The 26,093-nt window shown below is 76.1% G+C and carries 25 protein-coding genes and 1 riboswitch; of the genes, 11 read left to right on the top strand and 14 right to left on the bottom strand.

The genetic code is table 11. The annotated features are described in order from the left end of the window. Positions 1-22: 22 nt before the first annotated feature. Positions 23-511, bottom strand: a complete 489-nt coding sequence (locus ACI8AR_RS03390; RefSeq protein WP_457049718.1) for a polyadenylate-specific 3'-exoribonuclease AS — start codon at positions 509-511, stop codon at positions 23-25. Between the two features lie 20 nt (positions 512-531). After that, complete coding sequence (locus ACI8AR_RS03385; RefSeq protein ID WP_457049717.1) at positions 532-1,440, bottom strand: short-chain dehydrogenase/reductase; 909 nt, start codon at positions 1,438-1,440, stop codon at positions 532-534. A 105-nt stretch (positions 1,441-1,545) separates the two neighbouring features. Between ACI8AR_RS03385 and ACI8AR_RS03380 the strand changes: the two genes are divergently transcribed. The 3 genes from ACI8AR_RS03380 to ACI8AR_RS03370 are packed head-to-tail and all read left to right on the top strand — an operon-like array spanning position 1,546 to position 4,603. Further along, the gene (locus ACI8AR_RS03380; RefSeq protein ID WP_457049716.1) at positions 1,546-3,078 is read left to right on the top strand and encodes a flavin-containing monooxygenase; all 1,533 of its coding nucleotides are present in this window, start codon (positions 1,546-1,548) and stop codon (positions 3,076-3,078) included. Then, the gene (locus tag ACI8AR_RS03375; protein ID WP_457049715.1) at positions 3,075-4,016 is read left to right on the top strand and encodes an alpha/beta fold hydrolase; all 942 of its coding nucleotides are present in this window, start codon (positions 3,075-3,077) and stop codon (positions 4,014-4,016) included. Before ACI8AR_RS03380 ends, ACI8AR_RS03375 begins: the two co-directional genes overlap by 4 nt. 11 nt (positions 4,017-4,027) lie before the next feature. Further along, positions 4,028-4,603, top strand: a complete 576-nt coding sequence (locus ACI8AR_RS03370) for a TetR/AcrR family transcriptional regulator (RefSeq protein ID WP_457049714.1) — start codon at positions 4,028-4,030, stop codon at positions 4,601-4,603. Here the strand turns inward: ACI8AR_RS03370 and ACI8AR_RS03365 are convergent. Further along, entirely contained in the window at positions 4,600-5,361 is a 762-nt protein-coding gene (locus ACI8AR_RS03365; RefSeq protein ID WP_457049713.1) for a lysophospholipid acyltransferase family protein, read from the bottom strand. The genes ACI8AR_RS03370 and ACI8AR_RS03365 overlap by 4 nt on opposite strands. Before the next feature lie 144 nt (positions 5,362-5,505). Between ACI8AR_RS03365 and ACI8AR_RS03360 the strand changes: the two genes are divergently transcribed. After that, the gene (locus ACI8AR_RS03360; RefSeq protein WP_456938663.1) at positions 5,506-6,210 is read left to right on the top strand and encodes a hypothetical protein; all 705 of its coding nucleotides are present in this window, start codon (positions 5,506-5,508) and stop codon (positions 6,208-6,210) included. A gap of 12 nt (positions 6,211-6,222) precedes the next feature. Here the strand turns inward: ACI8AR_RS03360 and ACI8AR_RS03355 are convergent, their stop codons facing one another. Genes ACI8AR_RS03355 through ACI8AR_RS03340 form a run of 4 tightly spaced genes read right to left on the bottom strand, consistent with a single transcriptional unit; the run spans position 6,223 to position 9,169 of the window. Further along, a complete protein-coding gene (locus ACI8AR_RS03355; protein WP_456938664.1) occupies positions 6,223-7,215 on the bottom strand; it encodes an ROK family glucokinase in 993 nt (330 codons plus the stop codon). After that, positions 7,216-7,527: a hypothetical protein gene (locus ACI8AR_RS03350; protein WP_457049712.1), complete on the bottom strand. Its 312-nt coding sequence runs from the start codon at positions 7,525-7,527 to the stop codon at positions 7,216-7,218. After that, positions 7,524-8,732 (bottom strand): ArsA family ATPase, encoded by a 1,209-nt coding sequence (locus ACI8AR_RS03345; RefSeq protein WP_457049711.1) that lies wholly within the window; start codon positions 8,730-8,732, stop codon positions 7,524-7,526. Before ACI8AR_RS03345 ends, ACI8AR_RS03350 begins: the two co-directional genes overlap by 4 nt. 5 nt (positions 8,733-8,737) lie before the next feature. Next, positions 8,738-9,169: an SRPBCC family protein gene (locus ACI8AR_RS03340; protein ID WP_456926587.1), complete on the bottom strand. Its 432-nt coding sequence runs from the start codon at positions 9,167-9,169 to the stop codon at positions 8,738-8,740. Between the two features lie 155 nt (positions 9,170-9,324). Between ACI8AR_RS03340 and ACI8AR_RS03335 the strand changes: the two genes are divergently transcribed. Further along, positions 9,325-11,124: an AMP-dependent synthetase/ligase gene (locus tag ACI8AR_RS03335; protein ID WP_457049710.1), complete on the top strand. Its 1,800-nt coding sequence runs from the start codon at positions 9,325-9,327 to the stop codon at positions 11,122-11,124. Positions 11,125-11,170: 46 nt separating this feature from the next. On the opposite strand, the gene ACI8AR_RS03330 is transcribed toward ACI8AR_RS03335, so the two are convergent. From ACI8AR_RS03330 to ACI8AR_RS03310, 5 genes are all read right to left on the bottom strand, one after another. Next, positions 11,171-12,313 carry a glycosyltransferase family 4 protein gene (locus tag ACI8AR_RS03330; protein WP_457049709.1) on the bottom strand — a complete coding sequence of 381 codons (1,143 nt, stop codon included), beginning with the start codon at positions 12,311-12,313 and terminating at the stop codon, positions 11,171-11,173. After that, on the bottom strand, positions 12,310-13,629 hold the full coding sequence (locus ACI8AR_RS03325; protein ID WP_457049708.1) for a M48 family metallopeptidase: 1,320 nt from the start codon (positions 13,627-13,629) through the stop codon (positions 12,310-12,312). Before ACI8AR_RS03325 ends, ACI8AR_RS03330 begins: the two co-directional genes overlap by 4 nt. 182 nt (positions 13,630-13,811) lie before the next feature. Continuing rightward, positions 13,812-15,008, bottom strand: a complete 1,197-nt coding sequence (locus ACI8AR_RS03320) for a C40 family peptidase (protein ID WP_457049707.1) — start codon at positions 15,006-15,008, stop codon at positions 13,812-13,814. 16 nt (positions 15,009-15,024) lie between these two features. Continuing rightward, positions 15,025-15,205, bottom strand: a riboswitch (cyclic di-AMP (ydaO/yuaA leader). Positions 15,206-15,363: 158 nt separating this feature from the next. Beyond that, positions 15,364-15,651: a hypothetical protein gene (locus ACI8AR_RS03315; RefSeq protein WP_457049706.1), complete on the bottom strand. Its 288-nt coding sequence runs from the start codon at positions 15,649-15,651 to the stop codon at positions 15,364-15,366. A gap of 111 nt (positions 15,652-15,762) precedes the next feature. Beyond that, on the bottom strand, positions 15,763-17,493 hold the full coding sequence (locus ACI8AR_RS03310; RefSeq protein ID WP_457049705.1) for a D-alanyl-D-alanine carboxypeptidase family protein: 1,731 nt from the start codon (positions 17,491-17,493) through the stop codon (positions 15,763-15,765). A gap of 165 nt (positions 17,494-17,658) precedes the next feature. On the opposite strand from ACI8AR_RS03310, the gene ACI8AR_RS03305 reads away from it, so the two are divergent. Continuing rightward, the gene (locus tag ACI8AR_RS03305; RefSeq protein ID WP_457049704.1) at positions 17,659-19,626 is read left to right on the top strand and encodes a DEDD exonuclease domain-containing protein; all 1,968 of its coding nucleotides are present in this window, start codon (positions 17,659-17,661) and stop codon (positions 19,624-19,626) included. Between the two features lie 10 nt (positions 19,627-19,636). After that, a complete protein-coding gene (locus ACI8AR_RS03300; RefSeq protein WP_456938673.1) occupies positions 19,637-19,921 on the top strand; it encodes an Lrp/AsnC family transcriptional regulator in 285 nt (94 codons plus the stop codon). A 10-nt stretch (positions 19,922-19,931) separates the two neighbouring features. Here ACI8AR_RS03300 and trpD read toward each other — a convergent pair whose 3' ends face one another. Together trpD and ACI8AR_RS03290 are read right to left on the bottom strand one after the other, a co-directional pair. Next, complete coding sequence (gene trpD / locus ACI8AR_RS03295) at positions 19,932-20,990, bottom strand: anthranilate phosphoribosyltransferase (protein WP_457049703.1); 1,059 nt, start codon at positions 20,988-20,990, stop codon at positions 19,932-19,934. After that, positions 20,987-21,400 carry a hypothetical protein gene (locus ACI8AR_RS03290; protein WP_456926577.1) on the bottom strand — a complete coding sequence of 138 codons (414 nt, stop codon included), beginning with the start codon at positions 21,398-21,400 and terminating at the stop codon, positions 20,987-20,989. Before ACI8AR_RS03290 ends, trpD begins: the two co-directional genes overlap by 4 nt. 144 nt (positions 21,401-21,544) lie before the next feature. Here ACI8AR_RS03290 and ctaE point away from each other — a divergent pair, with 144 nt between their 5' ends. From ctaE to qcrB, 4 genes are read left to right on the top strand one after another with little or no spacing between them, the layout of a single operon-like run. Beyond that, positions 21,545-22,159 carry an aa3-type cytochrome oxidase subunit III gene (ctaE, locus tag ACI8AR_RS03285; RefSeq protein ID WP_456926576.1) on the top strand — a complete coding sequence of 205 codons (615 nt, stop codon included), beginning with the start codon at positions 21,545-21,547 and terminating at the stop codon, positions 22,157-22,159. Positions 22,160-22,166: 7 nt separating this feature from the next. Further along, the gene (qcrC, locus tag ACI8AR_RS03280; protein ID WP_457049702.1) at positions 22,167-23,048 is read left to right on the top strand and encodes a cytochrome bc1 complex diheme cytochrome c subunit; all 882 of its coding nucleotides are present in this window, start codon (positions 22,167-22,169) and stop codon (positions 23,046-23,048) included. Beyond that, positions 23,045-24,157: a cytochrome bc1 complex Rieske iron-sulfur subunit gene (gene qcrA, locus ACI8AR_RS03275; protein WP_457045621.1), complete on the top strand. Its 1,113-nt coding sequence runs from the start codon at positions 23,045-23,047 to the stop codon at positions 24,155-24,157. Before qcrC ends, qcrA begins: the two co-directional genes overlap by 4 nt. After that, positions 24,157-25,875 carry a cytochrome bc1 complex cytochrome b subunit gene (qcrB, locus tag ACI8AR_RS03270; protein ID WP_457049701.1) on the top strand — a complete coding sequence of 573 codons (1,719 nt, stop codon included), beginning with the start codon at positions 24,157-24,159 and terminating at the stop codon, positions 25,873-25,875. Before qcrA ends, qcrB begins: the two co-directional genes overlap by 1 nt. Positions 25,876-26,093 lie beyond the last annotated feature (218 nt).

Raw genomic sequence — 26,093 nt, 5'->3', positions numbered from 1 at the left:
CGAGGCCGCCCGGGCCCGCCGCTCAGCGGGGCCGGGCGGCCTCCATCGCCTGCCAGCGGGCGAGGTTGTAGCGCGCGTCGACCAGCGCGTCGTGCGTGCCGGCGGGCTTGGGCGGCAGCTCCGGCCGGCCGAGGTCGTCCCACCGCTGCCGCAGCTCCCGGGTGAACCGCGGCACCGCCCGCGGCAGCGCCGTCATCGGCCCCCACAGCTGGGCCAGCGCCACGTGGTCGTAGGCGGCGAACCACGCCCACAGCTCGACCTCCTGCCCCGGGCCGGTGAGGAAGGCGAGCAGGTCGTCGCGGATGCGCCGGCGGCTGCGCCAGGCCCGGTCGGCCGGCGGCGGGAGCTGGTCGAGCACGTTGCGGCGCACCCACGGGATGGCGCGGCGCTCGTCGAACTCGGTGCTGACGGCGTAGAACTCGCGGCCGGTCTCGTCCACGACGCCGATCGAGACGAGGTCGATCGTCGTCCCGTCCTCGATGAACTCGGTGTCGTAGAAGAACCGCCGCACACCGCCCACCGTAGGTGCGCTCAGCCCGCCCGGCGGCCGCCCACCGAGGAGCGGCCGAACTCCTGCCCCTGCAGCGCGGCGATGTCCCGCTCCAGCTGCGGCACGCGGGCGGCCGACAGCCGGAGCACCACCTTCTCCGCCACCGCGCCGGTGACCGCCTGGCGCAGCGCCGAGACGACGCCGACCGAGCGCGGCACGAACACCCGGCGGCCGCGGGTCTCCAGGTTCTCCACCAGCGCCTCGGCGCACTCCTCCACCGACGTGTACGCGCCCAGCGGGCCGGGCAGCCGCCGGCGGGTCGCGGCGAAGGTGGGCAGCGCCGCCTCGGTGTCGCGCACCAGGTCGGTGTCGATCCAGGTCGGGTGGGCGCTGGCCACGGTGACGCCGCGGTGGGCCACCTCCAGCCGCAGCGCGTCGCCGAAGCGCTCCAGCCCGGCCTTCGCCGCACAGTAGGCGCTCATGCCCGGCAGCACCGTGAACGCGGCGGCGGAGCTGACCAGCAGCACGTGCCCGCGCCGCTCCGCCACCGCCGGCAGCGCGGCGTGCGCGGTGAGCATCGCGCCGGTCAGGTTCACCTCGATCGTCCGCGACAGCGCGTGCGCGGAGCTCGTCATGACGGTGGTCAGCGGGGCGATCCCGGCGTTGGCGACGACGACGTCGAGCCCGCCGAAGGTGTCCACGGTCCGGGCGACGGCGGCCTGCAGCGCCTCGGGGTCGGTGACGTCGCACTCCACCCACAGGTGCTCGGGGCCCAGCTCGTCGGCGACCCGGGCGAGCAGCTCGGGCTCGAGGCCGGCCAGCGCCACCCGGGCGCCGCGGGCGGCGGCCCGGCGGGCCAGCTCGGCACCGATGCCGCGGGCGGCGCCGGTGACCAGCACGGCCCTCCCGGCCAGCGGGGTGCGGGTCCTCCTGCGGGGCCACAGCGGCATCGGTGCTCCCTCGGGGTCTCGGCGCTCGTGTTGAGCACTGCTCAACGACGGTTGTAGCTTGTTGACCGTTGCTCAGCAAGCCGGACGTCGTAGGAGGAGCACCCGGTGACCAGCACGCTGGACAGGCCCGCCCCGGGCGCCGAGGACACCCGCGAGGTCGGGGTCGCGATCATCGGCACCGGGTTCGCGGGCCTGGGCATGGCGATCAGGCTGCGGCAGCGCGGCGAGGCGGACTTCGTGCTGCTCGAGCGGGCGCACGACGTCGGCGGCACGTGGCGCGACAACCACTACCCGGGCGCCGCCTGCGACGTGCAGTCCAACCTCTACTCCTTCTCCTTCGCGCCCAACCCGGACTGGCCGCGCTCCTACTCCGAGCAGCCGGAGATCCAGGCCTACCTGCAGGCCACCGCCGACCGCTTCGACGTCCGGCGGCACTGCGTCTTCGGCGCCGAGGTCACCGCCGCCCGCTGGGACGACGCCGCCCGCCGCTGGGACGTCGAGACGACGGCCGGCCGGTTCCGGGCCCGCGTGCTCGTCTCCGCCGCCGGCGCGCTGGCCGACCCGAGCTGGCCCGACATCCCGGGCCTGCGCTCCTTCGCGGGCACCGTCGTGCACTCGGCGCGCTGGGACGACGGCCACGACCTCACCGGCGAGCGGGTCGCCGTCGTCGGCACCGGCGCCTCGGCGGTCCAGATCGTCCCCGCCATCCAGCCGCGGGTCGGCAGCCTCGCCGTCTACCAGCGCACGCCGCCGTGGATCGTGCCGCGCACCGACCACCCGGTGTCCCCGCGGGTGCAGCGGCTGTACCGGCTGGTCCCCGGCTTCCAGCGGCTGGTCCGCGCGGTGCTCTACCTGGTCCGCGAGTTCCTCGTCGTCGGCATGGCCAAGAACCGGCGCTTCCTCGGGCCGGTGGACCGGGTGGCCAGGGCGCACCTGCACCGGCAGGTCCGCGACCCGAAGCTGCGGAAGGCGCTGACGCCGGACTACACGATCGGCTGCAAGCGGATCCTGATCAGCAACGACTACTACCCGGCGGTGTCGGCCCCCAACGCCGAGCTGGTCACCGCGGGCATCGCCGAGGTCCGGCCACACTCGATCGTCACCGTCGACGGCGTCGAACGGCCCACCGACACGATCGTGCTGGCCACCGGCTTCCACGTCACCGACCTGCCCATCGCCCGGCGGATCACCGGCCGCGACGGCCGCACCCTCGCGCAGGTGTGGGACGAGGGCATGGTCACCAACCGGGGCAGCGCCGTCGCCGGCTTCCCCAACCTGTTCCTGCTGGTCGGGCCGAACGTCGGCGTCGGCCACACGTCGATGGTCTACATGATCGAGTCGCAGGTGGCCTACGTCGACGACGCCCTGCGCACCATGGCCGCCGAGGGCCTGGACGCGCTCGAGACCACCCCGGAGGCGCAGGAGGCCTACCGCGAGCTCATCGCCCGCCGGTCCCGCGGCACGGTGTGGCTGGCCGGCGGCTGCGGCAGCTGGTACCTCGACCGGCACGGCCACAACACCACGCTCTGGCCGGACTTCACCTTCCGCTTCCGGAGGCTGACCCGGCGGCTGGACCGCGAGAACTACGTCGGCACCCCCGCCGGCGCGCCCGCCCGCACCCCGGAGGTGGCCGCGTGAGCACGACCGCTCCTCTGCGGCTGCGCCGCACCGCCGCCGTCGCCACCCCCGACGGCGCCCTGCTGCACGCCACCGTCGAGGGTCCCGACGACGCCCCCGTGACGCTGGTCCTCGCGCACGGCTGGACGCTGTCGCAGGCCGCCTGGGACGACGTCGCCGCGCTGCTCACCCCGCAGGTGGCCGACGGCCGGCTGCGCCTGGTCCGCTACGACCAGCGCGGCCACGGCCGTTCCAGCTGGGGCACGGCCGACGTCTCGATCGACCGGCTCGGCCTCGACCTCGCCGCCGTGCTCGACCGGCTCGCGCCCACCGGCCCGGTCGTGCTGGCCGGCCACTCGATGGGCGGCATGACGGTCATGTGCCTGGCCGCGGCCCGGCCCGGGCTGTTCGGCGACCGGGTGCGCGGCGTCGCGCTCGTGTCGACGTCGGCCGGCGACCTGCAGCCGCCGCCGCGCACCCGCGCCGAGCGGCTCCGGCAGCGGCTCACCCCCGGCGCCCTGTCGCTCGCGCTGGCCGGCGCGCGCGTGGTCGAGCGGCTGCGCCGGCTGGTGCCGCCGGAGCACCCGCGGCACCGGGCGCTCGTGCGCGACCTGCTCTACGGCGCCGACGCCACCGACGCGATGGTGCACGCCGGGGCGGAGATCGTGCACGCGACCACCGTGCGGGCGTTCACCGCGTTCCTGCCGGCGCTGGGCGACCACGACAAGTCCGCCGAGCTCGCCGCGCTCACCCGCGTGCCGGTCGAGCTGCTGGTCGGCGACTCCGACAAGCTGACCCCCGTGCGCCACACCCGCCGGATCGCCGAGGCCCTGCCCGGCGCGCACGTGCAGGTGGTCCCGCGGACCGGGCACATGCTCCCGAACGAGCGGCCGTCCCTGGTGACCGCGTCGATCGCGCGGCTGCTCACCGAGGCCGCGGCGTCCCGGGCCGCCGCCTGAGCGGTCCGGCCGTGCCTCCCTCCCCCGCGCGCTCCCGCCGGTCGGCCGCCGACCGGCGGGAGCAGCTGGTCGGCATCGGCCTGCAGCTGCTGCCCACGACGCCGGTGCAGGAGCTGACCATCGACGAGGTGGCCCGGCGGGCGGGCATCAGCCGCAGCCTGCTGTTCCACTACTTCCCGTCGAAGCGGGAGTACTACCAGGCCGTGACGCGGGCGGCCGCCGACCTGCTGCGCGCCCACCTCACCCCGGCGGCGGACGTGCCGGCCGCGGAGCGACCGGCGTGGATGCTCGACCGCTACGTCGGCTGGGTGGAGACCTACCGGGAGTCGCACCTGGCATTCGTCCGCGGCGCCGCCGGCGGCGACCCGTGGGTGGCCGAGGTCTACGAGGAGACCCGCGAGGCGCTGGTCGACCTCGGCATCGGCGCGCTCGGCGGGCTCGAGGACCCGCTGCGCCGGCAGCTGGTGCGCTCGTGGTTCGCCTTCACCGAGGACCTCGTGCACCAGTGGGTGCGCGAACCCGCGACCAGCCGCGACGAGCTGCTGGCCCTGCTCACCGACCTGCTCGGCCGGCTCCTCGAGCGTTAGCCGGCGAGGGTGTCGGGCGCCCGGTCACCGGCCTCGCCGGCCGGCGGCTGCAGCCGCCCGACGACGTCGGCGGCGCTGGCGCCGGTGGCCTGCATCGACTTCTTGACGGTGGCGCCGTAGACGTCGACGTACTCCTGGCCCGACATCGTCATGATCTCGTACATGATCTCGTCGGTGATGGACCGCTCGACGAAGCGGTCGCCGGCCAGGCCCTCGTAGCGGGAGAAGTCCAGCGGCTCGCCGAAGCGCACGCGCACCCGGACCAGCTTCCTGCCGAACGGCATCCGCCGGGGCCGGTAGACCATCGCCACCGGGATCACCGGCACGCCGGTCTCCAGCGCCATGCGCGCCACGCCGACCTTGCCGCGGTACAGGCGGCCGTCGGGCGAGCGGGTGCCCTCGGGGTAGATGCCGAGCAGCCGGCCCTCCCGGAGCATCCGGAGGCCGGTGCGGATGGCGTCCTCGGCGGCCGTGGCGCTGGAGCGGTCGATGGGCACCTGCCCCGCGCCGGAGAAGAAGGCGCGCTGCAGCCACCCCTTCACGCCGGTGCCGGTGAAGTACTCCTGCTTGGCCAGGAAGGTGACCCGGCGCCGCAGCGACAGCGGCATGAAGATCCAGTCCGAGGCCGAGAGGTGGTTGCTGGCCAGGATCGCGGCGCCGTCGGCCGGTACGTGCTCACGCCCCTCCGCCCGCGGGCGGAAGACGAGCTTCACGACCGGGCCGATGGCCACGAACTTGAGGAACCAGTAGAACAACACGCCTCCCTGTGGAACTGCCAGACTAGGGATCCGGGTGCCCCGCCGACAATCGGCCCCGCGCGTCGCACCGGCCGCACCGCACGCCCGACCCCGGAGGAGGACCACCGTGGCTGCTGACCGGCCGCTCCCCCGGGGAGCCGCGGCGTGACCGGGCCGCGGCGCGGGCGGGGCCGCCGCGACAACGGCCTGGACGCCGCGCTCTGGGCGCCGCTGCGCGACGTCGACCCGCGCGTCGGCGAGCACCTGCTCGACGTGCTGCGCGACGCCGGCATCGCCGCCTACCTCGAGCCGGCCGCCGACGTCGGGCCCTACACCCGCACCGTGTTCCTCCCCAGCCCGCCGGCCGACCGGCTGTTCGTCGACCGCACCCGCCTCGGCGAGGGCCGCTCCCTGGTCGAGCGGCACGCCGACGACCACGCCCCCGCCGGCGGCCCCGCGGCCGAGCGGCGCCCGCTGCGGCGCGACCTCGACGAGGACGCCGAGTGGGCGCGCATCGTCGCCGCCTACGAGGCCGAGCACGGGCGCACCGTCGTCGAGGACGCCGAGCCCGCGGAGCCCGCCGTCGTCCGGCCCGCCGCGCCGCCCCCCGACGACGAGGACGACCCGCTCGCCGAGGAGCACTACGAGCCCCCGCCGGCCCCGCCGGTGCCGATGCCCTCGCCGTCGACGCTGTACGCGGTGCTGCTGGCCGCCGCCGGCGTGGTGCTGGTCGGTGCGCCGGGCGTGCTGGGCCTGCGGACCGAGACCGGCCTGGTGCTCGGCGTCGCGGCCCTGGTCGGCAGCGCCGCCCTGGCGCTGTCCCGGATGCGCGACCGCGACGACGACGGCGACGACGGGGCCGTCGTCTAGCGGCGCGGGCGCCTAGCGCCCGGCGCAGACCGCCGCGCGGGCGAGGTCCGCCGCGCCGACCAGGCCGGCCGAGGCGCCGAGGGCCGCGGCGACCACCTTCGGGCCGGGCCGGAAGCCGCGGCCGGGCAGCGCCCGCCCCAGCCGCTCGCGCGCCGGGTCGAGCACCATGTCGCCGAGCACGCTCACCCCGCCGCCGATCACGACGACGTCCGGGTCGAGCACGCTGGCGAGGTCGGCGATGCCCTGGCCGAGCCACTCCCCGACGTCGCTCACCAGGCTCAGCGCCACCGGGTCGCCGTCGGCCGCGGCGCGGGCCACGTCCTCGCCGGTCAGCCGCGCCGGGTCGCCGTCGACGCGGTCGAGCAGCCGCGCCGCCGCGGCCGGCGAGCGGGTGGCCACCTCGCGGGCGGTGGTGGCCAGGGCGCTGCCGCTGGCGTACTGCTCCCAGCAGCCGCGGTTGCCGCAGGCGCACAGCCGCCCGTCGGGGACCACCCGCATGTGCCCCCACTCACCCGCCACCCCGTGCGCGCCACGCTGCAGCCGGCCGCCGGCGACGATCCCGCCGCCGATGCCGGTGCCGAGGGTGATGCACAGGGCCAGCTCCGCCCCGCGTGCGGCGCCGAAGCGGTACTCGGCCCAGGCGGCGGCGTCGGCGTCGTTGCCCACCCACAGCGGCCGCTGCAGGCGGGCGGCGAGGTCGCGGCGCAGCGAGGTGTGCCGCCAGGCCAGGTGCGGGCTGAACAGCACGACGTCGCCGGTGCGGTCGAACCAGCCGGCCGCGCCGACGCCGACCGCCGCCAGCGGGCCGCCGTGCCGGACGGCGAGCTCCTCGACCACGCCGGCGATCGCGGCCTCGGTCTCGGTCACCGACGCGGTCGGCGTCGAGCGGCGGGCGGTGTCCAGCACCGTCCCGTCCGGCGCGACGACGCCGCCGGCCACCTTGGTGCCGCCGACGTCGACGCCGAGCGCGGGCAGGGCCGCGGGGTCGGTCCGGTCGCCGGCCACTCAGCCGAGCTCGATGTGCTGGACCTGCGCCGGCTCCGGCGCCGGCGCCGGCTCGGACGCGGGCGGCGCCGGCGGCGTGGACACCGACCGCAGCGCCCCGGCGGCGCTGGTCAGCAGGTCGGCGAGCGCCTCGTTGACGTCCGGCCGGCGGGCGACGGCGGCCGCCCGGCACAGCGGGCACCAGCGGCAGTCCCCGCCCGGCTCGTGCCCGGCCGTCGCCCCCTCCGCGGCGGCGCCGGTCTCGGCCCAGGCCTGTCCCAGCCCGGCCACCAGCCGCCGCGCCTGATCGAGCCAGTCGGCTCCCTCGGTCACCGTGTCCCCCTGTCGTCCGCCGGGCCGTCCGCCGCACTGCTCGACGGCGCTCCCTCCGCGCCGTCCGCCCCGACGGCCGCCAGCAGGTCGGCCGGCCACTGCTGGGGGTCGGCGGCGAAGCCGACCACCAGCCGCGCGGCGGCGGTGCCCGGGTGGGCCAGGGTGCCCGACGTGACCACGCACCGGCGCAGCAGGGCGTCCAGGCGCAGCGAGCGGCGGCTGCCGGCGGCGGTCACCACCAGGTCGTCGTCCCAGCGGGTGAGCCGGACCCCGGCGCGCTCGGCGAAGGGCAGCGGGAGTGTCAGCCGCCAGCCGCCGTCCACGCGCTCGGGTGCGGGCACCGGCGGGACCGACCCGCCGGCCGGCCCGGGGAGGGCGGGCAGCAGCGCGGCGAGCGCCTCGGCGCCGGCCGGCTCGACCGCGGCCTCGGCGACCTCCTGCACCGGCGCGACCCCGGCCAGGGCGGCGAGCGCGGCGTCCTCCTCGGCCGCCCGGGCGGCCGCCCAGTCCGCCGGCCCGCCGGGCAGCCGGCGGGCGAGCACGCCCACCGGGCGCTGCCCGTGCACGGCCAGGGCGGTCGTCGCGGCCCGCAGCGCGGCGACGGCGGAGGGCCGCGGCCGGCCCACCAGCCAGACCGCGGTCGCGGCGGGGTCGGTCAGGGGGAGCCGGTCCAGCAGCGCCTCGAGGTCGGGCAGCGCGTCGAGGGCGAGGTCGGCGGCGCCCCGGCGCACCGTGCCCGTGCGGACGGCGGCGGTGCGGACGGCGGCGAGGACCCGCACCCGGGTGGTCACCACCTGCTCCAGCCACCAGCGCAGCGCGCCCGGCAGCGCGACGAGCCCCGTGGCGGCGGGCAGCGGCCCGGCGTCGAGGACGACGAGGTCGGTGTCCGGCCGCACCCGGCCGAGCGCCGCGAGGACGCCGAGCTCGCCCGCGCCGGGCAGCGGCACCACCGAGCTCGCCGGCGGCAGCTCGAGGTCGGGCACCGCGGCGGCCGGCCCGGCCACCCGCTCGGCCCACAGCGCCTCGAGCCCGGCCTGCGGCTCGGCGACGACCACCTCGACGCCCGCGGCCGCCGTCCCCTCGGGGACCGGCTGCCGGGTCACCAGCACCACCCGGCGCCCGTCCCGGGCGGCGCGCACTGCGGCCGCGGCGGCGAGGGTGGTCGTGCCGGCCCCGCCGGGGCCGGTGAGGAGCAGGGTGCGCACGCGGGTCAGCCCTCGACGCGCTTCTTGAGCTCCTTGAGCGCGGTGTCGAGGATGACCTTCTCCGCGCGGCGCTTCATCATCCCGAGCATCGGGACGCCGATGTCGACGGCGAGCCGGTAGGTCACCTCGGTGCCGCCGCCGGTCTCGCGGAGCGTGTACGAGCCGTCCTGGCGCTTCATGAGCTTGCTGGTCACCAGGGTCCAGGAGACCTGCCGGTCGTCGTCCCAGGTGTAGTCGAGGACGTACTCGTCGGTGAGGACGGTGGCGTCGATGACGAACCGGACCCGGCGGGCGCGGCCGTCGGGCCCGCGCTCCTGCACCTCGACGGTCCGGGCCGCGTTCACCCACTGCGGATACGCCTCGAAGTCGGCGATCACGGCCATCACGTCGGCCGCCGGCGCGGAGACGACGATCGACTGGGTGGACTGCTCCGCCATGCGCTGAGGCTAGCCGTTCACCCGAAGGGTGCAGGGTGGGCGGGCAGGGCACGGCTACTCACCGGTAGCCCCAGCCGGTAGATTCGGCGGGACGTGTCCCGCGCGGGGACCGCGGGCAGCGGCGCCCCGGCCGCACGGGGAGGAGAGGACGGAGCGTGCGCGAGTACAGCGTCCCGGCGACGACCGAGGTGGGCGCCTCGGAGGCGCTCACCGACATGCTGGCGGAGAACGTCGCCGAGCACGGCGACGAGGTCGGCCTGCGCAGGCAGCGGGACGGCCGCTGGGTCGACGTCACCTGGCGGGAGTTCGGCGAGCAGGTGGCCGGCGTGGCCAAGGGGTTGATCGCCGCGGGCGTGCAGCCCGGCGACCGGGTCGCGCTGCAGGCCAAGACCCGCTACGAGTGGACCGTCATCGACTTCGCCGTCTGGACGGCCGGCGCGGTCACCGTCCCGGTGTACGAGACCTCCAGCCCCGACCAGGTCGCCTGGATCCTCTCCGACTCCGGCGCGGTCGCCGCGATCGTCGAGAAGGCCGAGCACGCCACCGCCGTCGACTCGGTCCGCGACCAGGCCCCCGACCTCGGCCCGCTGTACGTCATCGAGGACGACGCCGTCGGCACGCTCACCGCCGCCGGCGAGGCCGTCCCCGACAGCGAGCTCGAGGCGCGCCGCGCGACGCTGAACGCCGACAGCCTGGCCACGCTCATCTACACCTCGGGCACCACCGGCCGGCCCAAGGGCTGCGAGCTCACCCACGGCAACTTCCTGTTCGAGGTCGGCAACGGCATGAGCCTGCTCGACCGGTTCATGAACGTGCAGGGCTCGCTGCTGCTGTTCATCCCGCTGGCGCACGTGCTGGCCCGCGTCATGCAGGTGGGCGCGGTGAAGACCCGCACCGTGATCGGCCACACGCCGGACGTGAAGAACCTGGTCGAGGACCTCGGCGGGTTCAAGCCGACGTTCGTGCTGGCCGTCCCTCGCGTGTTCGAGAAGGTGTTCAACCAGGCCAAGGCGAAGGCCGAGGCCGACAGCCCGGTCAAGGGGAAGATCTTCGACCGGGCCGCCCAGGTGGCCATCGCCTGGTCCCGCGCCCAGGACACCGGCGGTCCGGGGCTCCTGCTCCGGGTCCAGCACGCGCTGTACGACCGGCTCGTCTACAGCAAGCTGCGCGCCGCGCTCGGCGGCCGCTGCCTCGGCGCCATCTCCGGCGGCGCCCCGCTCGGCGAGCGGCTCGGCCACTTCTTCCGCGGCGCCGGCGTCACCGTCTACGAGGGCTACGGCCTCACCGAGACCACCGCCGCCGCCTCGGTCAACCACGACCGCGCGCTGCGGATCGGCACCGTGGGGCGCCCGCTGCCCGGCGTCTCGTTCCGGATCGCCGACGACGGCGAGATCCTGGTCCGCGGCGGCGTCGTCATGCGCGGCTACTGGAGGAACGAGCAGGCCACCGCCGAGGCGATCGACCCCGACGGCTGGTTCCACACCGGCGACATCGGCGAGATCGACGCCGACGGCTTCACCCGGATCACCGGCCGCAAGAAGGAGATCCTGGTGACCGCCGGCGGCAAGAACGTCGCCCCCGCGGTGCTCGAGGACCGGCTGCGCGCCCACCGGCTGGTCAGCCAGTGCATCGTCGTCGGCGACCAGCGTCCGTTCATCGCCGCGCTGGTCACCCTGGACGCCGAGGCGCTGCCCGCGTGGCTGGAGAGCAAGGGCAAGCCGGCCGACACCCCGCCGTCGGCGCTGGTCGACGACCCCGAGGTCAAGGCCGAGCTCGACGCCGCCGTCGCCGACGCGAACAAGGCGGTGTCCCAGGCCGAGGCGATCAAGAAGTACCGCGTCCTCGCCACGGACTTCACCGAGGACAACGGGATGCTGACGCCGAGCCTGAAGCTCAAGCGCGCGGTGGTCATGAAGGAGTTCGACCAGGAGGTCGAGACCCTCTACAGCCGCTGAACCCGACCGGCCGAGCCCCGTCCCGCCACGTGCGGGGCGGCGGGGCTCAGTCGTCCGCGGGCTCCAGCAGGGCGGCGAGGTCGGCGGCGATCGTCGTCCACGACCAGCGCCGCTCCACCCACGCCCGCCCGGCGGCGCCCATGGCGCGGGCGCGGGCGGGGTCGTCGAGCAGCGCGGTGACCGCGGCGGCGACCGCGTCCGGGGACCGCGGGTCGCGGACGACCGTGCCGGTCTCGCCGTCGCGCACCGCCTCCGGCGCCCCGCCCGAGGTGCCCGCGACGACGGGCAGCCCGACGGCGGCGGCCTCCAGGTAGACCATGCCCAGGCCCTCGACGTCCAGGCCGCCGCGGCGGGTGCGGCAGGGCATGGCGAACACGTCCCCCGCCGCGTAGTGCTCGGGGAGCCGGTCCGGGGGCACCGGGCCGGTCAGCACCACCGAGTCGCCCAGCCGCCGGGTGGCCACCGCGCGGCGCAGCCGCTTCTCGTCCGGCCCGCCGCCGACCAGCAGCAGCCGCGCGCCCGGGTGCCGGTCCAGCACCTGCGGCCAGGCGGCCACGAGCACGTCCTGCCCCTTGCGCGGCACCAGCCGGGACACGCAGACGACGACCGGCGCCTCCCCCAGCCCGTGCCGCCGCCGCACCGCGGTGCCGTCGACCGCGGGGGTGAACCGGTCGACGTCGACCCCGGGCGACAGCTGCGCCAGCCGGGTGCGCCCGCCGAGGGCCGGCTCCAGGCGGCTGCGGGTGTACTCGCTGATGTAGGTCAGGACGTCCAGGCCGCCGGCGATGCGGCGCATGAGCTGCCGGGCGCCGGGCAGCGCGACCCAGCCGGTCTCGTGCCCGTGGGTGGCGCCGACCAGGTGCCGCACCCCGGCGTCGCGGAGGGCGGGCGCCAGCAGGCCCAGCGGCGCGGCGGCGCCGAAGAAGGCGGTGTCGCAGCCGTGCTCGGCGGCCAGCGCCGTCGCGGCGCGGGCGGTCGCCGGGGTGGGCAGCAGCATCGCGGTCCGCTGCCGGACCACGGGATACGGCAGGCGGGCGTCGTAGGCCTCCCAGCCCGGTGAGCGGGAGGCCAGCACGACGAGGGAGTCCGGGGGGCGGCGCTCGAGCAGCGCCGCGACGAAGGTCTGGATGCCGCCCTGCCGCGGGGGGAAGTCGTTCGTGACGACGAGCGTGCGGCCGCGGTCGCTCACCGGTCGCCCAGCCGCAGCCAGTCCCCGGCCATCGCGACCCGCTCGGCCACCGTCGGGTGCGAGCCGAAGAACCACTGCCACGCCGCCGGCGGGCTCGGGTCGGCGACGTTGGTCTCGGCCAGCCGCCGCTGCATCTCGACGAAGGAGGCGGCGTCCCGGGTGAGGTCGAGCGCGTGCAGGTCCGCCCGGGCCTCGACGTGCCGCGAGACGAGGTTCTGCACCGGCGTCGCCACCAGGGACCCGACCGCGACGAGGAACAGCACCAGCGGCACCACGCGCGGGTCCCCCGCCGAGTCCGCGCCGGCCCGGCGCAGCAGCGGCGCCCAGGTCAGCAGCCAGCCGAGCAGGGCGACGGCGGCGGCCGCGCCGAGCGCCCCGATGAGCGTGCCGGTCAGGACGTCGTCGGTGGCGACGTGCCCGAGCTCGTGGGCGACGATCGACTCGATCTCCTCCGGGGGGACGTCGGCCAGCAGGGTGTCGTAGAGGACCACCCGGCGGGTGGAGCCGAACCCGGACACGTAGGCGTTGAGCGACGTCGTCCGCCGGGACGCGTCGGCGACCAGGACGTCCTCGACCGGGGAGCCGCTCTCCTCGGCCAGCCGCAGCAGGTCGGTGCGCAACTCCCCGGCCGGCAGCGGCGTGAAGCTGTTGAACGCCGGCTCGATGACCACCGGGTAGAGGAAGGAGCCTGCGACGACCAGCGCGGCCGCGCCGCCGGCGGCCCACGCCCACCAGGTGCGGGGTGCGCGGCGGGCCAGCGCGACGAGCACGAGCAGGCCGAGGGCGGTGAGCCCGGCGTCGATGGCGGTGGAGACCGCGACGTCGCGCAGCCACAGCGGCCAGGAGCGCGTGGACAGCCCGTAGCGGTGCCGCACCACCTCGCCGTAGGCGGAGATCGGCAGCGTCACCAGCCGGCCGACGACGGCCAGCGCGACCGTGCCCAGCAGCACGGTGAGCGGCCAGCGGCGGCCGCCCGCGCGGCCGACCGCGGTGACCAGCCGGCTGCCCAGGCGGGTGAGCCCGAGCAGCGCGGAGACCGCGAGCCCGAGCACCAGGTTGGTCAGCGACGCGGGACGGATGTCGGCGGCGAGGGCCTCGGCGCGGCGGACGACCTCGGCGGGCAGCCCGGCGTCGTCGGTGACCGGGGACGCGCCGCCGGGCGGGGTGGGCAGCAGCGTCCAGGGCGTGCGGAGGGCGATGACGACGACGAGCGCCGCGCCGAGCAGGAGCGCGACGAGCAGCGCGGCCCGGCGGGAGCCCGTGCGGTCGGGCCGGGTGGCCGCGGGGCGGGTGCTCGTCCCGCCCGCCCTGCTCACCCGGCCGATCCTAGGCGCGCGCCGGCCCCGCACCGCGCTCTCCCTCCGCAGGGCGCTCCCTCCGCGGACGCCGAGGGCCGGCGACCCGGACGGGTCACCGGCCCCGGCGACGTGATGGAACGGCCTCCCTGCAGGGTCCCGCCGCGAGCTCGCGAGCGGTGGGGCGCAGGGAGGTCCTTCGTCTAAGCGATGCGGCGCATCGCGGTGATGCCGCCCATCGAGTCGACCGACACGACCTTCACCGGCTGCCCCGACGTGGAGGCGTGCACCATCTGGCCGTTGCCGATGTACATCGAGACGTGGCTGACCGGGCTGTAGTAGAAGATCAGGTCGCCCGGCTGCAGGTCCGCCCGCGAGACGGCGGTGCCCATGCGCGACTGCATGCTGCTGGAGTGCGGGAGGCTGATCCCGGCCGCCGCGTAGGCGTACTGGGTCAGGCCCGAGCAGTCGAAGGCGTTCGGCCCGCCGGCGCCCCACACGTAGGGGTCGCCCACCTGGGCCAGCGCCGTCTGCACCGCGGTCTGCGCGGCACCGCTGCCGCCGCTGCCCGCCGACGGCGCCGGGGCCGGCGCGGGGGCCGCGGCCTGCGTGCCGACCGCGGTCGGAGCGCTGTCGCCGCGCGAGCCGCCGGCCGGCTCGTCGCCCGCCTCCGCCTGCGCGCCGGCGGCCAGGCCGGCCTCCTGCGCGGCGAGCGCCGCCTGCCGCTGCGCCTCGGTGAGCGCGGCGAACTGCGCCTGGTAGTCGGCGATGTCGTCCTGGAGCTGCGCCTCCTGGGCGCTCAGGTCGTCGAGGGTGCGCTGCGCCTCGGCCTCGGCGGCCTCGGCGTCGGCCTGCGCCTGCCGGGCGGCGGCCGCCGCCTCGTTCACCTGGTCGAGGACCGAGGTGGTGTGGTCGGCGATCTGGCCGAGGGTGGCCAGCGAGGCGACGAAGTCCTCGGCGGAGTCGCTGGTCAGCAGCAGGTCGAGCCCGGCGAAGCCGTCGCCGTTGCCGGCGGTGTAGGCGCTGCGCGCCACCTGGCGGATCTGGCCGTCGAGGTCCTGCAGCTGGTCCTGCGCCTCGGCGGCGGCCCGGTCGGCCTCGTCGGCGGCGGCCTGCTGCTGGGCGAGGACCTCGCGGGCCTCGTTGACCTGCTCGCTGACGACCTCGAGCCGGTGACCGGCCTCGGCGGCGAGCTGGGCGGCCTGCTCCGGGGTGCCGGCCCGCTCGGGGTCGGCGGCCGCGGTGCCGGACAGCAGGCCCAGGGTCAGCGCGGCGGTGGTGCCGACGAGGGTGACCCGGCCGAGGTGGCGGGCCCGCGACGGGCGGTGCGGCCCGGCGGTGCGGGTGGCGGATGTGGACTTCTCGCGTGCATGCCCCAGGACGGGGCGGGGGGTCGCCACGGGCGGCGGCTCTCCGTTTCTTCCTCAGCAACCGCCTACCGAGTTAGCTGACGGGTTCGGGCTGGGAAGACGTGCCCTATCTCCGCGCCCCGGTCGGGACCGGCGCGCACGAGAACTCACCCCAGTGCTGCGGTGGGTCCCCGGCTCACCTCGCGCACCTCCGGGAGGGGCGTCCGGTGACTCGGCGGTGTCGGCCGAGGTCACCCTGCGTCGGGTGACGACCACCCGGCCGGACGGCGCCACAGTACGGACGTGATGCAGTTGTGACAAACGGGGGGTGCGTGGACTGTGAGAACACACACGGTCAGCAGCCGCGCCACCCCGGTGCGTACCCGATTCGGGTGGCCCCCGCCGGTCAGCCCGTGCGCCGGCGCCCGTCCCGCGACGGCCGGTGCCGCAGCGGCGGCACGAGGCCGCCCTCGGCCAGCGCCCGCACCGCCCGCCGCTCGACGTCGTCGAGCTCCACGACGACGCCCGGGCGCGGCAGGGCGCCGTCGGCGGTCCGGGCCGCGGGGACGGGAGGCACCGGCAGCAGCACGGGGCCGGTGTCCCGCTCCGCGGGCGGGGCGCCCAGCAGGGCGGTGACGACGCAGTCGGCGCAGCCGACACCACGCGCGGTGCACGAGTCGCAGTCGATGAGCATGGCCGTGTCCCTCCGGTGCCCCGGCCGCGCCGCCCGGTGCCGGGCCGCGGTCGGGACGGGTCTCCCTGTCGGTTGCCCGGCACGCTAGGGACGGCCACCGACAGTCCCGGCTCAGCCGCCCGCGTACTCCCAGTGCCAGGGCTCCTCGCGGCCGTTGCCCGGGTCGGCCCAGGTCGGGTGCAGCCACCCGAACCGGCCGGCGTTGGCGACCATCCACGCGTACTGCGGCGTGCCGAAGCCGTCGACGCCGCCGCACAGGTCGACCGCCAGCCCCCACCCGTGGTTGCTGGTGCCCGGGACCGCGGCCAGCGCCGGTTTCTCCCCGTAGAGGCGGACCTGGCCCGCGTAGGTGCGATAGGAGTCGGTGATGCAGAGCGGCTGCCCGAACGCCGACGCGAAGGCCGCGCTCATCGCCCGCCAGGCCGCCGCGGCGTCGCAGCGCAGCGAGTGGCCGCCCACCCCGATCGGGCACAGCGCGCTCGGCGGGATGAGGCCGTTGGGGTAGCCGCCCCAGGCCCGGGCGCCGTCGAAGCTCGGCGGGTAGACGGTGTTGCCGCACTCGACCCGCAGGGCGCCGCCGGCCGGGCCGGGGGCGGGTACCTCCGGCCGCGGGCCGAGGCTGGGCCGGCCGACGTGCAGCACCTGGTCGGCGGGCAGCCGGCGGACGACGACGGCGCCGGCCCGCGCGTCGGCGGCGAGCATGGTCTGCGCGTCCAGCGCGATGCCGACGTGCCCCAGGCCCGACTCGGGGGTGCCGAGGAAGACCAGGTCGCCGGGCAGGACGTCGGCCAGGTCGACGGGCGTGGTGACCGCGAACAGGCCGGCCTGGTCGCCGGGCAGGTCGATGCCCGCGCCGCGGTAGACGGTGGAGACCAGCGAGCCGCAGTCCCAGGAGTCCGGGCCGGCCGTCCCCGGCGCGTAGGGCCGCCCGAGGGCGTCCATCGCCGCGGTGACCGCCGCCAGCGTCTCGGCGGGCAGCACGAGCAGCGACACCGGCCGGCGCGACAGCTGCGCGGCGCCGCGCTGGGCGCCGCCGGCGGCCGCGCCGACCGGGGTGAGCCCCGCGGGCAGGCCCCGCACGGGGTCGAGCAGCTCGGCCGCCGGCGGCGCGGCGACCCCGGCCTCGCGCAGCTGGTCGAGGTAGGCCCGCCAGTTGGCCGCCGTCTGGGTGTTGACGTCCACCTGCTGGCGCTGCAGGTCCGACAGCTGCCGGTCGACGTCGCCGAGCGCGACGTCGAGCTCCGCGGTCACCGCGTCGGCGGCGGCCTCCAGGTCGGCCACCTCCCCCGCCAGCCGGTCGGCCCGCTGCCGCGCCTCGGCGAGGACGGCGTCGGCGGAGGTCTGCCGGTCGACCGCGGCCCGCCGCTGCTCCTCGGCGGCGCCGACCACCTCGGCGGTGTGCGCGTCGACGGCCTCCAGGTAGCCCAGCGCCGCGACGACGTCGGCCGGGTCGCCGCCGGTGAGCAGCACGGTGAGCGGGGTCAGCGCACCGCCGTCCCGGTAGACCGCCGACGCGTACTGCGCCACCACCGCCCGGTACTGCGCCAGCTCGCCCTCGGCGGCGTCGACCGTGGCGCGGGCGGCGTCGACGTCGGCCTGCGCGTCGGCCAGCTGCTGCCGCGCGGCGGCCACCTCGGTCTGCCGCAGCTGCAGGTCGGCCTGGACCTCGGCGGCGCGCTGCTGCAGCCGGTCCAGCGCCTCGCTGTCGAGGACCCCGCTGGTCCCGCCGGGCTGGTCGCTGGGCTCCGCGGCCGCCGGGGCCGCGAGCAGGACGGCCGCCACCGCCGTGACCAGCACGGACACCACGCCCCGCCGGGTGCGCCCCAGGGAACGCGCGCGCATCGGACCACCTCTGCAGTTCCGGACCCCGCTGGCCCGCCCGGGGATCGTCATCTCCGCGGAGCCGCCGCCGCAAGCGCGACGCGCCCCACCGGTCCCCCGGTCGGGCGAGGCCTCCCCCGGGCGCGCGTCCCCGGGACTGTCCGACCCCCGGCCTACCGTCCCGCCGTGCTCTTCCCCGCCAGCGGCACGGGCTCCTTGGGGCCGCGCCACGAGCAGGCACCCGCCCACGGCGAGCGGCCGCTCCCCCGCACCCCCTACGTCCAGGCGAGCATCGACGACCTCGGCACGCCGCTGGCCGGCGTCACCTTCGTCGTCGTCGACCTGGAGACCACCGGCGGGTCGCCGAAGGACAGCGCGATCACCGAGATCGGGGCGGTCAAGGTGCGCGGCGGCGAGGTGCTCGGGGAGTTCCAGACGCTGGTCGACCCCGGCTGCGAGGTCCCGCCCTACATCAGCGTGCTCACCGGGATCACCACGGCGATGGTCGCCACCGCCCCGCGGATCGACGCCGTGCTGCCGGCCTTCCTGGAGTTCGCCCGCGGCGCCGTCCTCGTGGCGCACAACGCCCCCTTCGACCTCGGCTTCCTCAAGGCGGCCTGCGAGCAGACCGGCACGCCGTGGCCCGCCGCCGCCTCGGTCGACACCGCGGTCCTCGCGCGGCGGCTGCTCTCCCGCGACGAGGTGCCCAACTGCAAGCTGGCCACCCTGGCGCCGTACTTCTCCGCCTCGACCTCGCCCTGCCACCGGGCTCTCGACGACGCCCGCGCGACCGTCGACGTCCTCCACGGCCTGTTCGAACGACTCGGCCCGCTCGGGGTGACGTCGCTGGAGGAGCTGCACGGGCTCACCCGCCAGGTCGACCCGGTGCGCAGGAAGAAGCGCCACCTGGCCGACGGCGTCCCGTCCGGGCCGGGCGTCTACGTCTTCCGCGGGCCGCGCGAGGAGCCGCTCTACGTCGGGACGTCGAACGACCTGCGCACCCGAGTGCGCAGCTACTTCTCCTCCGGCGAGCAGCGCAGCCGGATGACCGAGATGGTCGCGCTGGCCCAGCGCGTCGAGGCCGTCCCGTGCGCGCACGACCTCGAGGCCGCCGTCCGGGAGCTGCGGCTGATCGCCGAGCACAAGCCGCGCTACAACCGCCGGTCCCGCTTCCCCGAGCGCGCGCTGTGGCTGCGGCTCACCGAGGAGCCCTTCCCCCGGCTGTCGACGGTGCGGCGGGTCCGGCCCGACGCGGGGCTCTTCCTCGGCCCGTTCGCCGACCGGCGGGCCGCGGAGATGGCCACCGCCGCCATCCACGAGGCGCTGCCCCTGCGGCAGTGCACCGCCCGGCTGTCCCCGCGGGTGCACACGAGCACCTGCGCCCTGTTCGGCATGGGCCGCTGCGGCGGCCCCTGCGCGGGCCACCAGTCGGTCGAGGAGTACGCCGCGATCGCCGCGGTGCTGCGTGCCGCGGTGGCCGGCGACCCGAGCGCCCTGGTCGCCCCGCTGCTGGACCGGGTCGACCGGCTGGCGGCCGCCGAGCGGTTCGAGGACGCCGGGGTGCTGCGCGACCGGGTCGCGGTCCTCGTGCGCGCGGTGCGCCGGCGGCAGCGGCTGGAGTCGCTGGCCGCCGTGCCGGAGCTGACCATCGCCCGGCCCGACGGCGCCGGCGGGTGGGCGCTGTCGGTCGTCCGGCGGGGCCGGCTGGTCGCGGCCGGGTGCGCGCCGCGCGGGACGTCCGTCCGCGACACCCTCGCCGTCCTGCGTGCCACCGCCGAGACCACCCCCGACGACGGCGGGCTGGCCGCCACGGTCGACGAGACCGAGCTGGTCATGCGGTGGATGGAGAAGCCCGGCACCCGGCTGGTCGAGGTCACCGGCACGCTCGCCTGCGTCGCGCCGGGCACCGGCGGGCTCAGCGGGTTCCTCGCCCGGGTGGAGGCCGGCCGGGCGCTGCGCGACCCCTTCCACGACGGCCGGCAGCTGGGCACCCGCGCCCGCCCCGAGCGGGTCACCCCCGAGGGACCGTCCGCCGCGGGCCCGTCCGCCGCGGGCCCGGCGCCCGGCGGCCCGGTGACGTACTGGAACGGCCCTCCTGCAGGGGCCCGCGCCGAGCGGAGCGAGGCGTGGGGGGCAGGAGGGTCCTTCAACTAGCATCGCCGGCGTGATCACCGCCATCGTGATGGTCGACGCGGCCACCGACGCGATCCCCGAGGTGGCGGCCGCGATCGCCGACCTCGACGGCGTGAGCGAGGTCTACTCGACCGCCGGGGAGGTCGACCTGATCGCGATCGTGCGGGTCCGCGAGTTCGACCAGGTGGCCGAGGTGATCGCCGGGCGGATCAACAAGGTGCCCGGCGTGCTGGAGACCGAGACGCACATCGCCTTCCGCGCCTACTCGCGGCACGACCTGGAGGCGGCGTTCTCCCTGGGCCTCGAGGGCGAGTGAGCTACCTGCGCTAGCGGCCGGCGGCCTCCCGGCTGACGGCCACCCACCGGTCCAGCAGCGCGGCGGCCCGACCGTCGTCGACCGCGGCGGCGGCCCGGGCGATCCCCGCGCCGAGCAGGTCCCCGAGCTCCCCGCCGCGCTCGTCGAAGGCGGCCAGCGCCGCGGCGGCGTTGAGCAGGACCGCGTCGCGCACCGGCCCCCGCTCGCCGTCGAGCACCCGCCGGAACACCGCCGCGTTGTGCGCCGGGTCGCCGCCGCGCAGCGCGTCCGGCCCCGCCGGGGCGATGCCGAGGGCGGCCGGGTCCACCCGCCCGGGCGTCACCGCGCCGTCGCGGGCCACCCACACGCGCGACGTCGTCGCCGTCGTCAGCTCGTCCAGGCCGTCGTCGCCGCGGAAGACCACCGCGCGGGCGCCGCGCCCGGCGACCACCTCGGCCAGGACCGGCGCCATCCGCGGGTCGGCGCAGCCGATCGCGGCGGCCACCGGGCGCGCCGGGTTGGTCAGCGGCCCGAGGAAGTTGAAGACGGTCCCGATGCCCAGCTCCCGCCGCGGCGCCGCGGTGTGCCGGAAGCTCGGGTGGAAGACCGGCGCGAAGAAGAACCCGATGCCGGCCTCCTGCACGCAGCGGGCGACGGCCGGGGCCGGCAGGTCGATGACGACACCCAGCGCCTCGAGCACGTCGGCCGCCCCCGAGGACGACGACGCCGCGCGGTTGCCGTGCTTGGCCACCGGCACGCCCGCGGCCGCGGTGACGACGGCGGCCATCGTCGAGATGTTCACCGTGTGCGCGCCGTCGCCGCCGGTGCCGACGATGTCGACGGTGGGCACCGGCACCTCGACCGGCGTCGCCCGCTCGAGCATCGTGGCGGCGAGCCCGGCGACCTCCTCCGGCGCCTCGCCCTTGGCGCGCAGGGCGACGGCGAACCCGGCCACCTGCGCCGGCGTCGCCTCGCCGGACATCACCTCGCGCATCGCCCACGCCGTGTCCGCGGCGGTGAGGTCCTGGCGGGCCAGCAGGCGCGTCAGCAGACCGGGCCACGTCGGCCCGGCGGTGGTGCCCGCGCTCACCGCGAGACGGGACGGCGGCCCGCGTGCGCGCGCAGCAGGCCGGCGACGACCTCGGGGGCGGCCAGCGGGTCGACCGGGAACGCGAGCGTGGCGTCGGCCTGCGACCAGTGGGCCAGCCACCGGTCGGGCTGGCGGGCGATCAGCACGCACAGGGCCGGCCGGTCGGCGACCTCGACGGTCAGCTGCCGGGACAGCGCCAGGCCGCCGGTCGGCTGCGCCTCGCCGTCGAGGATGCAGAGGTCCACGCCGCCGCCGTCGACGGTGTCGACGACGTCCTCCCCGGTGGCGCACTCGATCCAGGTCAGCGGTCCGACGTCGGGCGCCGGCCGGCGGCCGACCGCGGTGCGGACGGCCTCGCGGACCTCGGGCCGGGAGCTGTAGACCAGGACGGTGGCCGGCGCGTCGCTCACGCCCGGCAGCCTAGTGCCCGCGCGGCTCCCGTCCGGGTGGACGCGGACCCCCGTCCGGGGGACGGTCTCGGGCGGGTCACGGCGCGGCCACGCCGTGCCACCCACGGTCTGTGCACGTCGGCGGCCGATGCCATGATGGGCGGCGTGACAACGGCCCCCGTGGCGAGCAGCACCTTCGACACCTCGCGGGTGCACTCCCTGACCCGACCGAACATGGTCAGCGTCGGCACGATCATCTGGCTCTCCAGCGAGCTGATGTTCTTCGCCGGGCTGTTCGCCATGTACTTCACCGCGCGGGCGCGCGCGACCGAGGGCTGGCCCCCGGAACCCACCGAGCTGAACCTGCCGTACGCGCTGGTCTTCACGCTGATCCTGGTGGCCTCCTCGGTCACCTGCCAGATCGGCGTGTTCGCGGCCGAGAGCGGCAACGTCTACGGCCTGCGCCGGTGGTTCACGATCACGTTCGTCATGGGGCTGGTCTTCGTGCTCGGCCAGGCGAACGAGTACCGGGTGCTCGTCACCGAGCACGGCACCAGCATCTCGAGCAGCACCTACGGCTCGGTCTTCTACCTGACGACCGGCTTCCACGCCCTGCACGTCATCGGTGGCCTCGTGGCCTTCATCTACGTGCTCATCCGGTCCACCATGGGCCGCTTCACGCCGGCGCAGGCGACCTCGGCGATCGTGGTCTCCTACTACTGGCACTTCGTCGACGTCGTGTGGGTCGGGCTCTTCGCCACGATCTACCTGATCCGCTAGGGAACCGGTGTCCACCACGAACCCGCAGTCCGACACCCTGCCCGACGAGGAGCCGCGGCGGTCGCGCTGGTCGCGCCGCCGTCCGGCCGAGGGGACCCCGGCTGCCGCCGCCCGCGCCCGCCGCCGTTCCAAGCAGCGCCGCCGCGTCGGCAACGTCGCCGCCCTCATGGCCGGGCTGGTCCTGACCGGCGCGCTCTACTCGACCCTCGCCCCGGGCGCCCAGGCCGCCGACGAGGGCAGCGAGTCCAGCGCCGAGGCCGCCGGCCGCGAACTGTACGAGCGCAGCTGCATCAGCTGCCACGGCGAGAACCTCGAGGGCGTGCCCAACCGCGGCCCGTCGCTGATCGGCGTCGGCGAGGCCGCCGTCTACTTCCAGGTGCACACCGGCCGCATGCCGCTGGTCCGCCAGGCGGAGCAGGGCCCCGACAAGCCGGCCGTCTTCTCCGACGAGGAGATCGACCAGCTGATGGCCTACGTCCAGGCCAACGGCGGCGGCCCGACCCTCCCCTCCGGGGACCTGCGCGACGGCGACCTGGCCGCCGGCGGCGAGCTGTTCCGGCTCAACTGCTCGCAGTGCCACAACTTCGTCGGCCAGGGCGGCGCGCTCTCGTCCGGCAAGTACGCGCCGAGCCTCGAGGACTCCAACGACCTCGAGATCTACACCGCCATGCTGACCGGCCCCGAGAACATGCCGGTCTTCGGGGACAACCAGATCACCCCCGAGGAGAAGCGGGCGATCATCAACTACGTGCAGACGATCACCGACATGCCCGACCCGGGTGGCGCGGGCATCGGCCGCATCGGCCCGGTCAGCGAGGGCCTGGTCATCTGGACCGTCGCGATCTCCGCGCTGATGTTCGGGATCTTCTGGATGGGGAGCAAGGCGTGACCACGCACGACACCCGCCCCGGCTCGACCGGCGGGGCGGACACCCCGGGCCCGCTGCACGGCGGACCGGACGACGACTACACCCCCGAGCAGCTCGCGGCCCTCCCCCGCGAGGAGCTCGACCGCCTCGGTGCCCGGTACGACGGCGTGCAGGTCCTCCACGTCGAGCCGGGTCCCGAGCCCGGGTCGGCGGTGGAGCGGCGCGCCGTGCGCCAGGTCGGCCTCATGTTCGGCCTGGCCGGGCTGTCGGCGTTCGCGTTCGTCGTCGTCTACGCCGGCGCCGGCTGGTTCCTGCCCGACTGGCAGTGGGAGCTGGGCAGCAGCACCTTCAGCACGCTCTACACCCCGCTGCTCGGCGCCCTCATGGGCCTGGCGTTCACCTTCTTCGGCGTGGGCCTGGTGCTCTACACGAAGAAGCTGCTGCCGCACGAGACGGCGGTGCAGGACAAGCACGACGGCTCGCACTTCGACCGCGTCACCACCGGCGCCACCCTCGTCGGCGGGCTGCACAACAGCGGCCTGAAGCGGCGCAAGCTGCTCACCCGCAGCCTGCTGTTCATGGGCGGCGGCCTGGGCCTGATGCTGATCGCCCCGCTGGGTGGCCTGATCAAGAACCCGAACCGGGGCAACCCGCTGGGCACCACCGAGTGGGCCGAGGGCGTCCGCCTCGTCCGCGACGACGGCACCCCCATCCGCCCCGGCGACCAGGTGCCCGGCTCGCTGGAGACCGTGTTCCCGGCCGTCCCCGGCGGCAACCGGCTGTCCGACGCCGCCACGATGCTCATCCGGCTGCGCCCCTCGCAGCAGGAGGAGTCGGTGCCGCGGGCGGGCCAGGAGGACTTCGGCTACGGCGACTACGTCGCCTACTCCAAGATCTGCACGCACGCCGGCTGCCCGGTGTCGCTGTACGAGCAGGAGACCAGCCGGATCCTCTGCCCGTGCCACCAGTCGCAGTTCGACGTCACGCAGGGCGCCAAGCCGGTCTTCGGGCCCGCCACCCGGTCGCTCCCGCAGCTGCCGATCACGGTCGACGACGAGGGATTCTTCGTCGCGCGCAGCGACTACATTGAGGCCGTGGGTCCCACCTACTGGAACCGGGAGCGCATCTGATGGCTCGCACCGCCACCGCGCCGGGGGCGCCCACCACGCGCCTCGGCAAGGCCGCTCTCGAGGTCGACGACCGGCTCATCGTCGCCGGTCCGCTCCGCCGGACGCTGAACAAGGTCTTCCCCGACCACTGGTCGTTCCTGCTCGGGGAGATCGCGCTCTACTCGTTCATCATCCTGCTGCTCACCGGCACGTACCTGACGTTCTTCTTCCAGGCCTCGATGACCGAGGTCACCTACGACGGCTCGTACGCGCCCCTGCGCGGCGTGCACATGTCGATCGCCTACGCCTCGACGCTGGACATCTCCTTCGACGTCCGCGGCGGGCTGCTCATGCGGCAGATCCACCACTGGGCGGCGCTGCTGTTCATGGCCGCGATCGTCTGCCACATGCTGCGGATCTTCTTCACCGGCGCCTTCCGCCGGCCGCGCGAGACCAACTGGCTGATCGGTGTCACGCTGCTGATCCTCGGCATCTTCGAGGGCTTCGCCGGCTACTCGATGCCGGACGACCTGCTCTCGGGCACCGGCCTCCGGATCATGTCGGCGATCATCCTGTCGATCCCGGTCGTGGGCACCTGGGTGCACTGGGCGGTCTTCGGCGGTGACTACGTCGGCGAGCTGATCGTCGGACGGCTCTACATCGCCCACGTGCTGCTCATCCCGGCGATCATCCTGGCGCTGATCGCGGTGCACCTGCTGATCCTGGTCAAGCAGAAGCACACCCAGTTCCCCGGCCCGGGCCGCACCGAGCACAACGTGGTCGGCAACCGGCTCTTCCCCACCTTCGCCGGCAAGGCGACCGGTCTGCTGCTGGTGGTCTTCGGTGTCTGCGCCGCCCTCGGTGGCCTCGTGCAGATCAACCCGGTGTGGCTGTGGGGCCCGTACAACCCGGCGCAGGTGTCCTCGGCGTCGCAGCCCGACTGGTACGTCATGTTCCTGGACGGCTCGACCCGCCTGTTCCCGGCCTGGGACATCTACCTGCCGGGCAACTACAACATCCCGGCGCTGTTCTGGCCGACGGTCGTGCTCCCGGGCATCATCTTCACGCTCCTGCTCGCCTACCCGGTGCTGGAACGGAAGCTGACCGGCGACACCGCCTCGCACCACCTGCTCCAGCGCCCGCGCGACGTGCCCGTGCGCACCTCGCTCGGCATGATGGCGATCGCCTTCTACGTGGTGCTGCTGCTGTCGGGTGCGAACGACGTCATCGCCGACAAGTTCCAGATCAGCCTCAACGCGATGACCTGGATCGGCCGCATCGGCCTGATCGTCCTGCCGCCGATCGCGTACGTGCTCACCTACCGGATCTGCCTCGGTCTGCAGCAGCACGACCGCGAGATCCTCGAGCACGGCATCGAGACCGGTGTCATCCGCCGGCTGCCGCACGGTGAGTTCATCGAGGTCCACCAGCCCCTCGGCCCGGTGGACGCGCACGGCCACAGCCAGCTGGCCTACGGCGGCGCTCCGGTGCCCAAGAAGATGAACCAGGTGGGTGGCGCCCGCCGCGCCATCCGCGGGTTCTTCTCGCCGATCGAGGAGCCGGCGGCGGTGGAGCTCGAGCAGCGCGCCGAGGAGCGGGGCCTGTCCGCGGCCGAGCCGGGCCGCGAGCTCACCACCAGCGGCCGTCCCGCCGACGGCGGGCGCCCGGCCGAGGGCGGCCGTCCCGCGGAGGGCGGCCGGCCGTCCGAGGGTGGACGCCCGCAGGAACCGCGCGACTGACGCGAGGCACTCAGGCCGCACGGCACTGAGCACGCAGGGCCCCGGTGGAGCACTCCACCGGGGCCCTGCTGCATCTCCGGGCCGCACAGCGGCGGCCCCTCCACGGCTTCTCGCGCGACCGCTCGCCGGTGCCCCACCCCATCCGGCCGGAGCGGCACCGGCGGCCTCACCGACGTGTCGCCTCCCCGTGGTCGGCGACCGGGACGGACCGCGTGCCG

It is taken from the genome of Geodermatophilus sp. SYSU D01036 (assembly GCF_054050435.1).
This window is presented reverse-complemented; position numbering and strand designations above follow the sequence as displayed.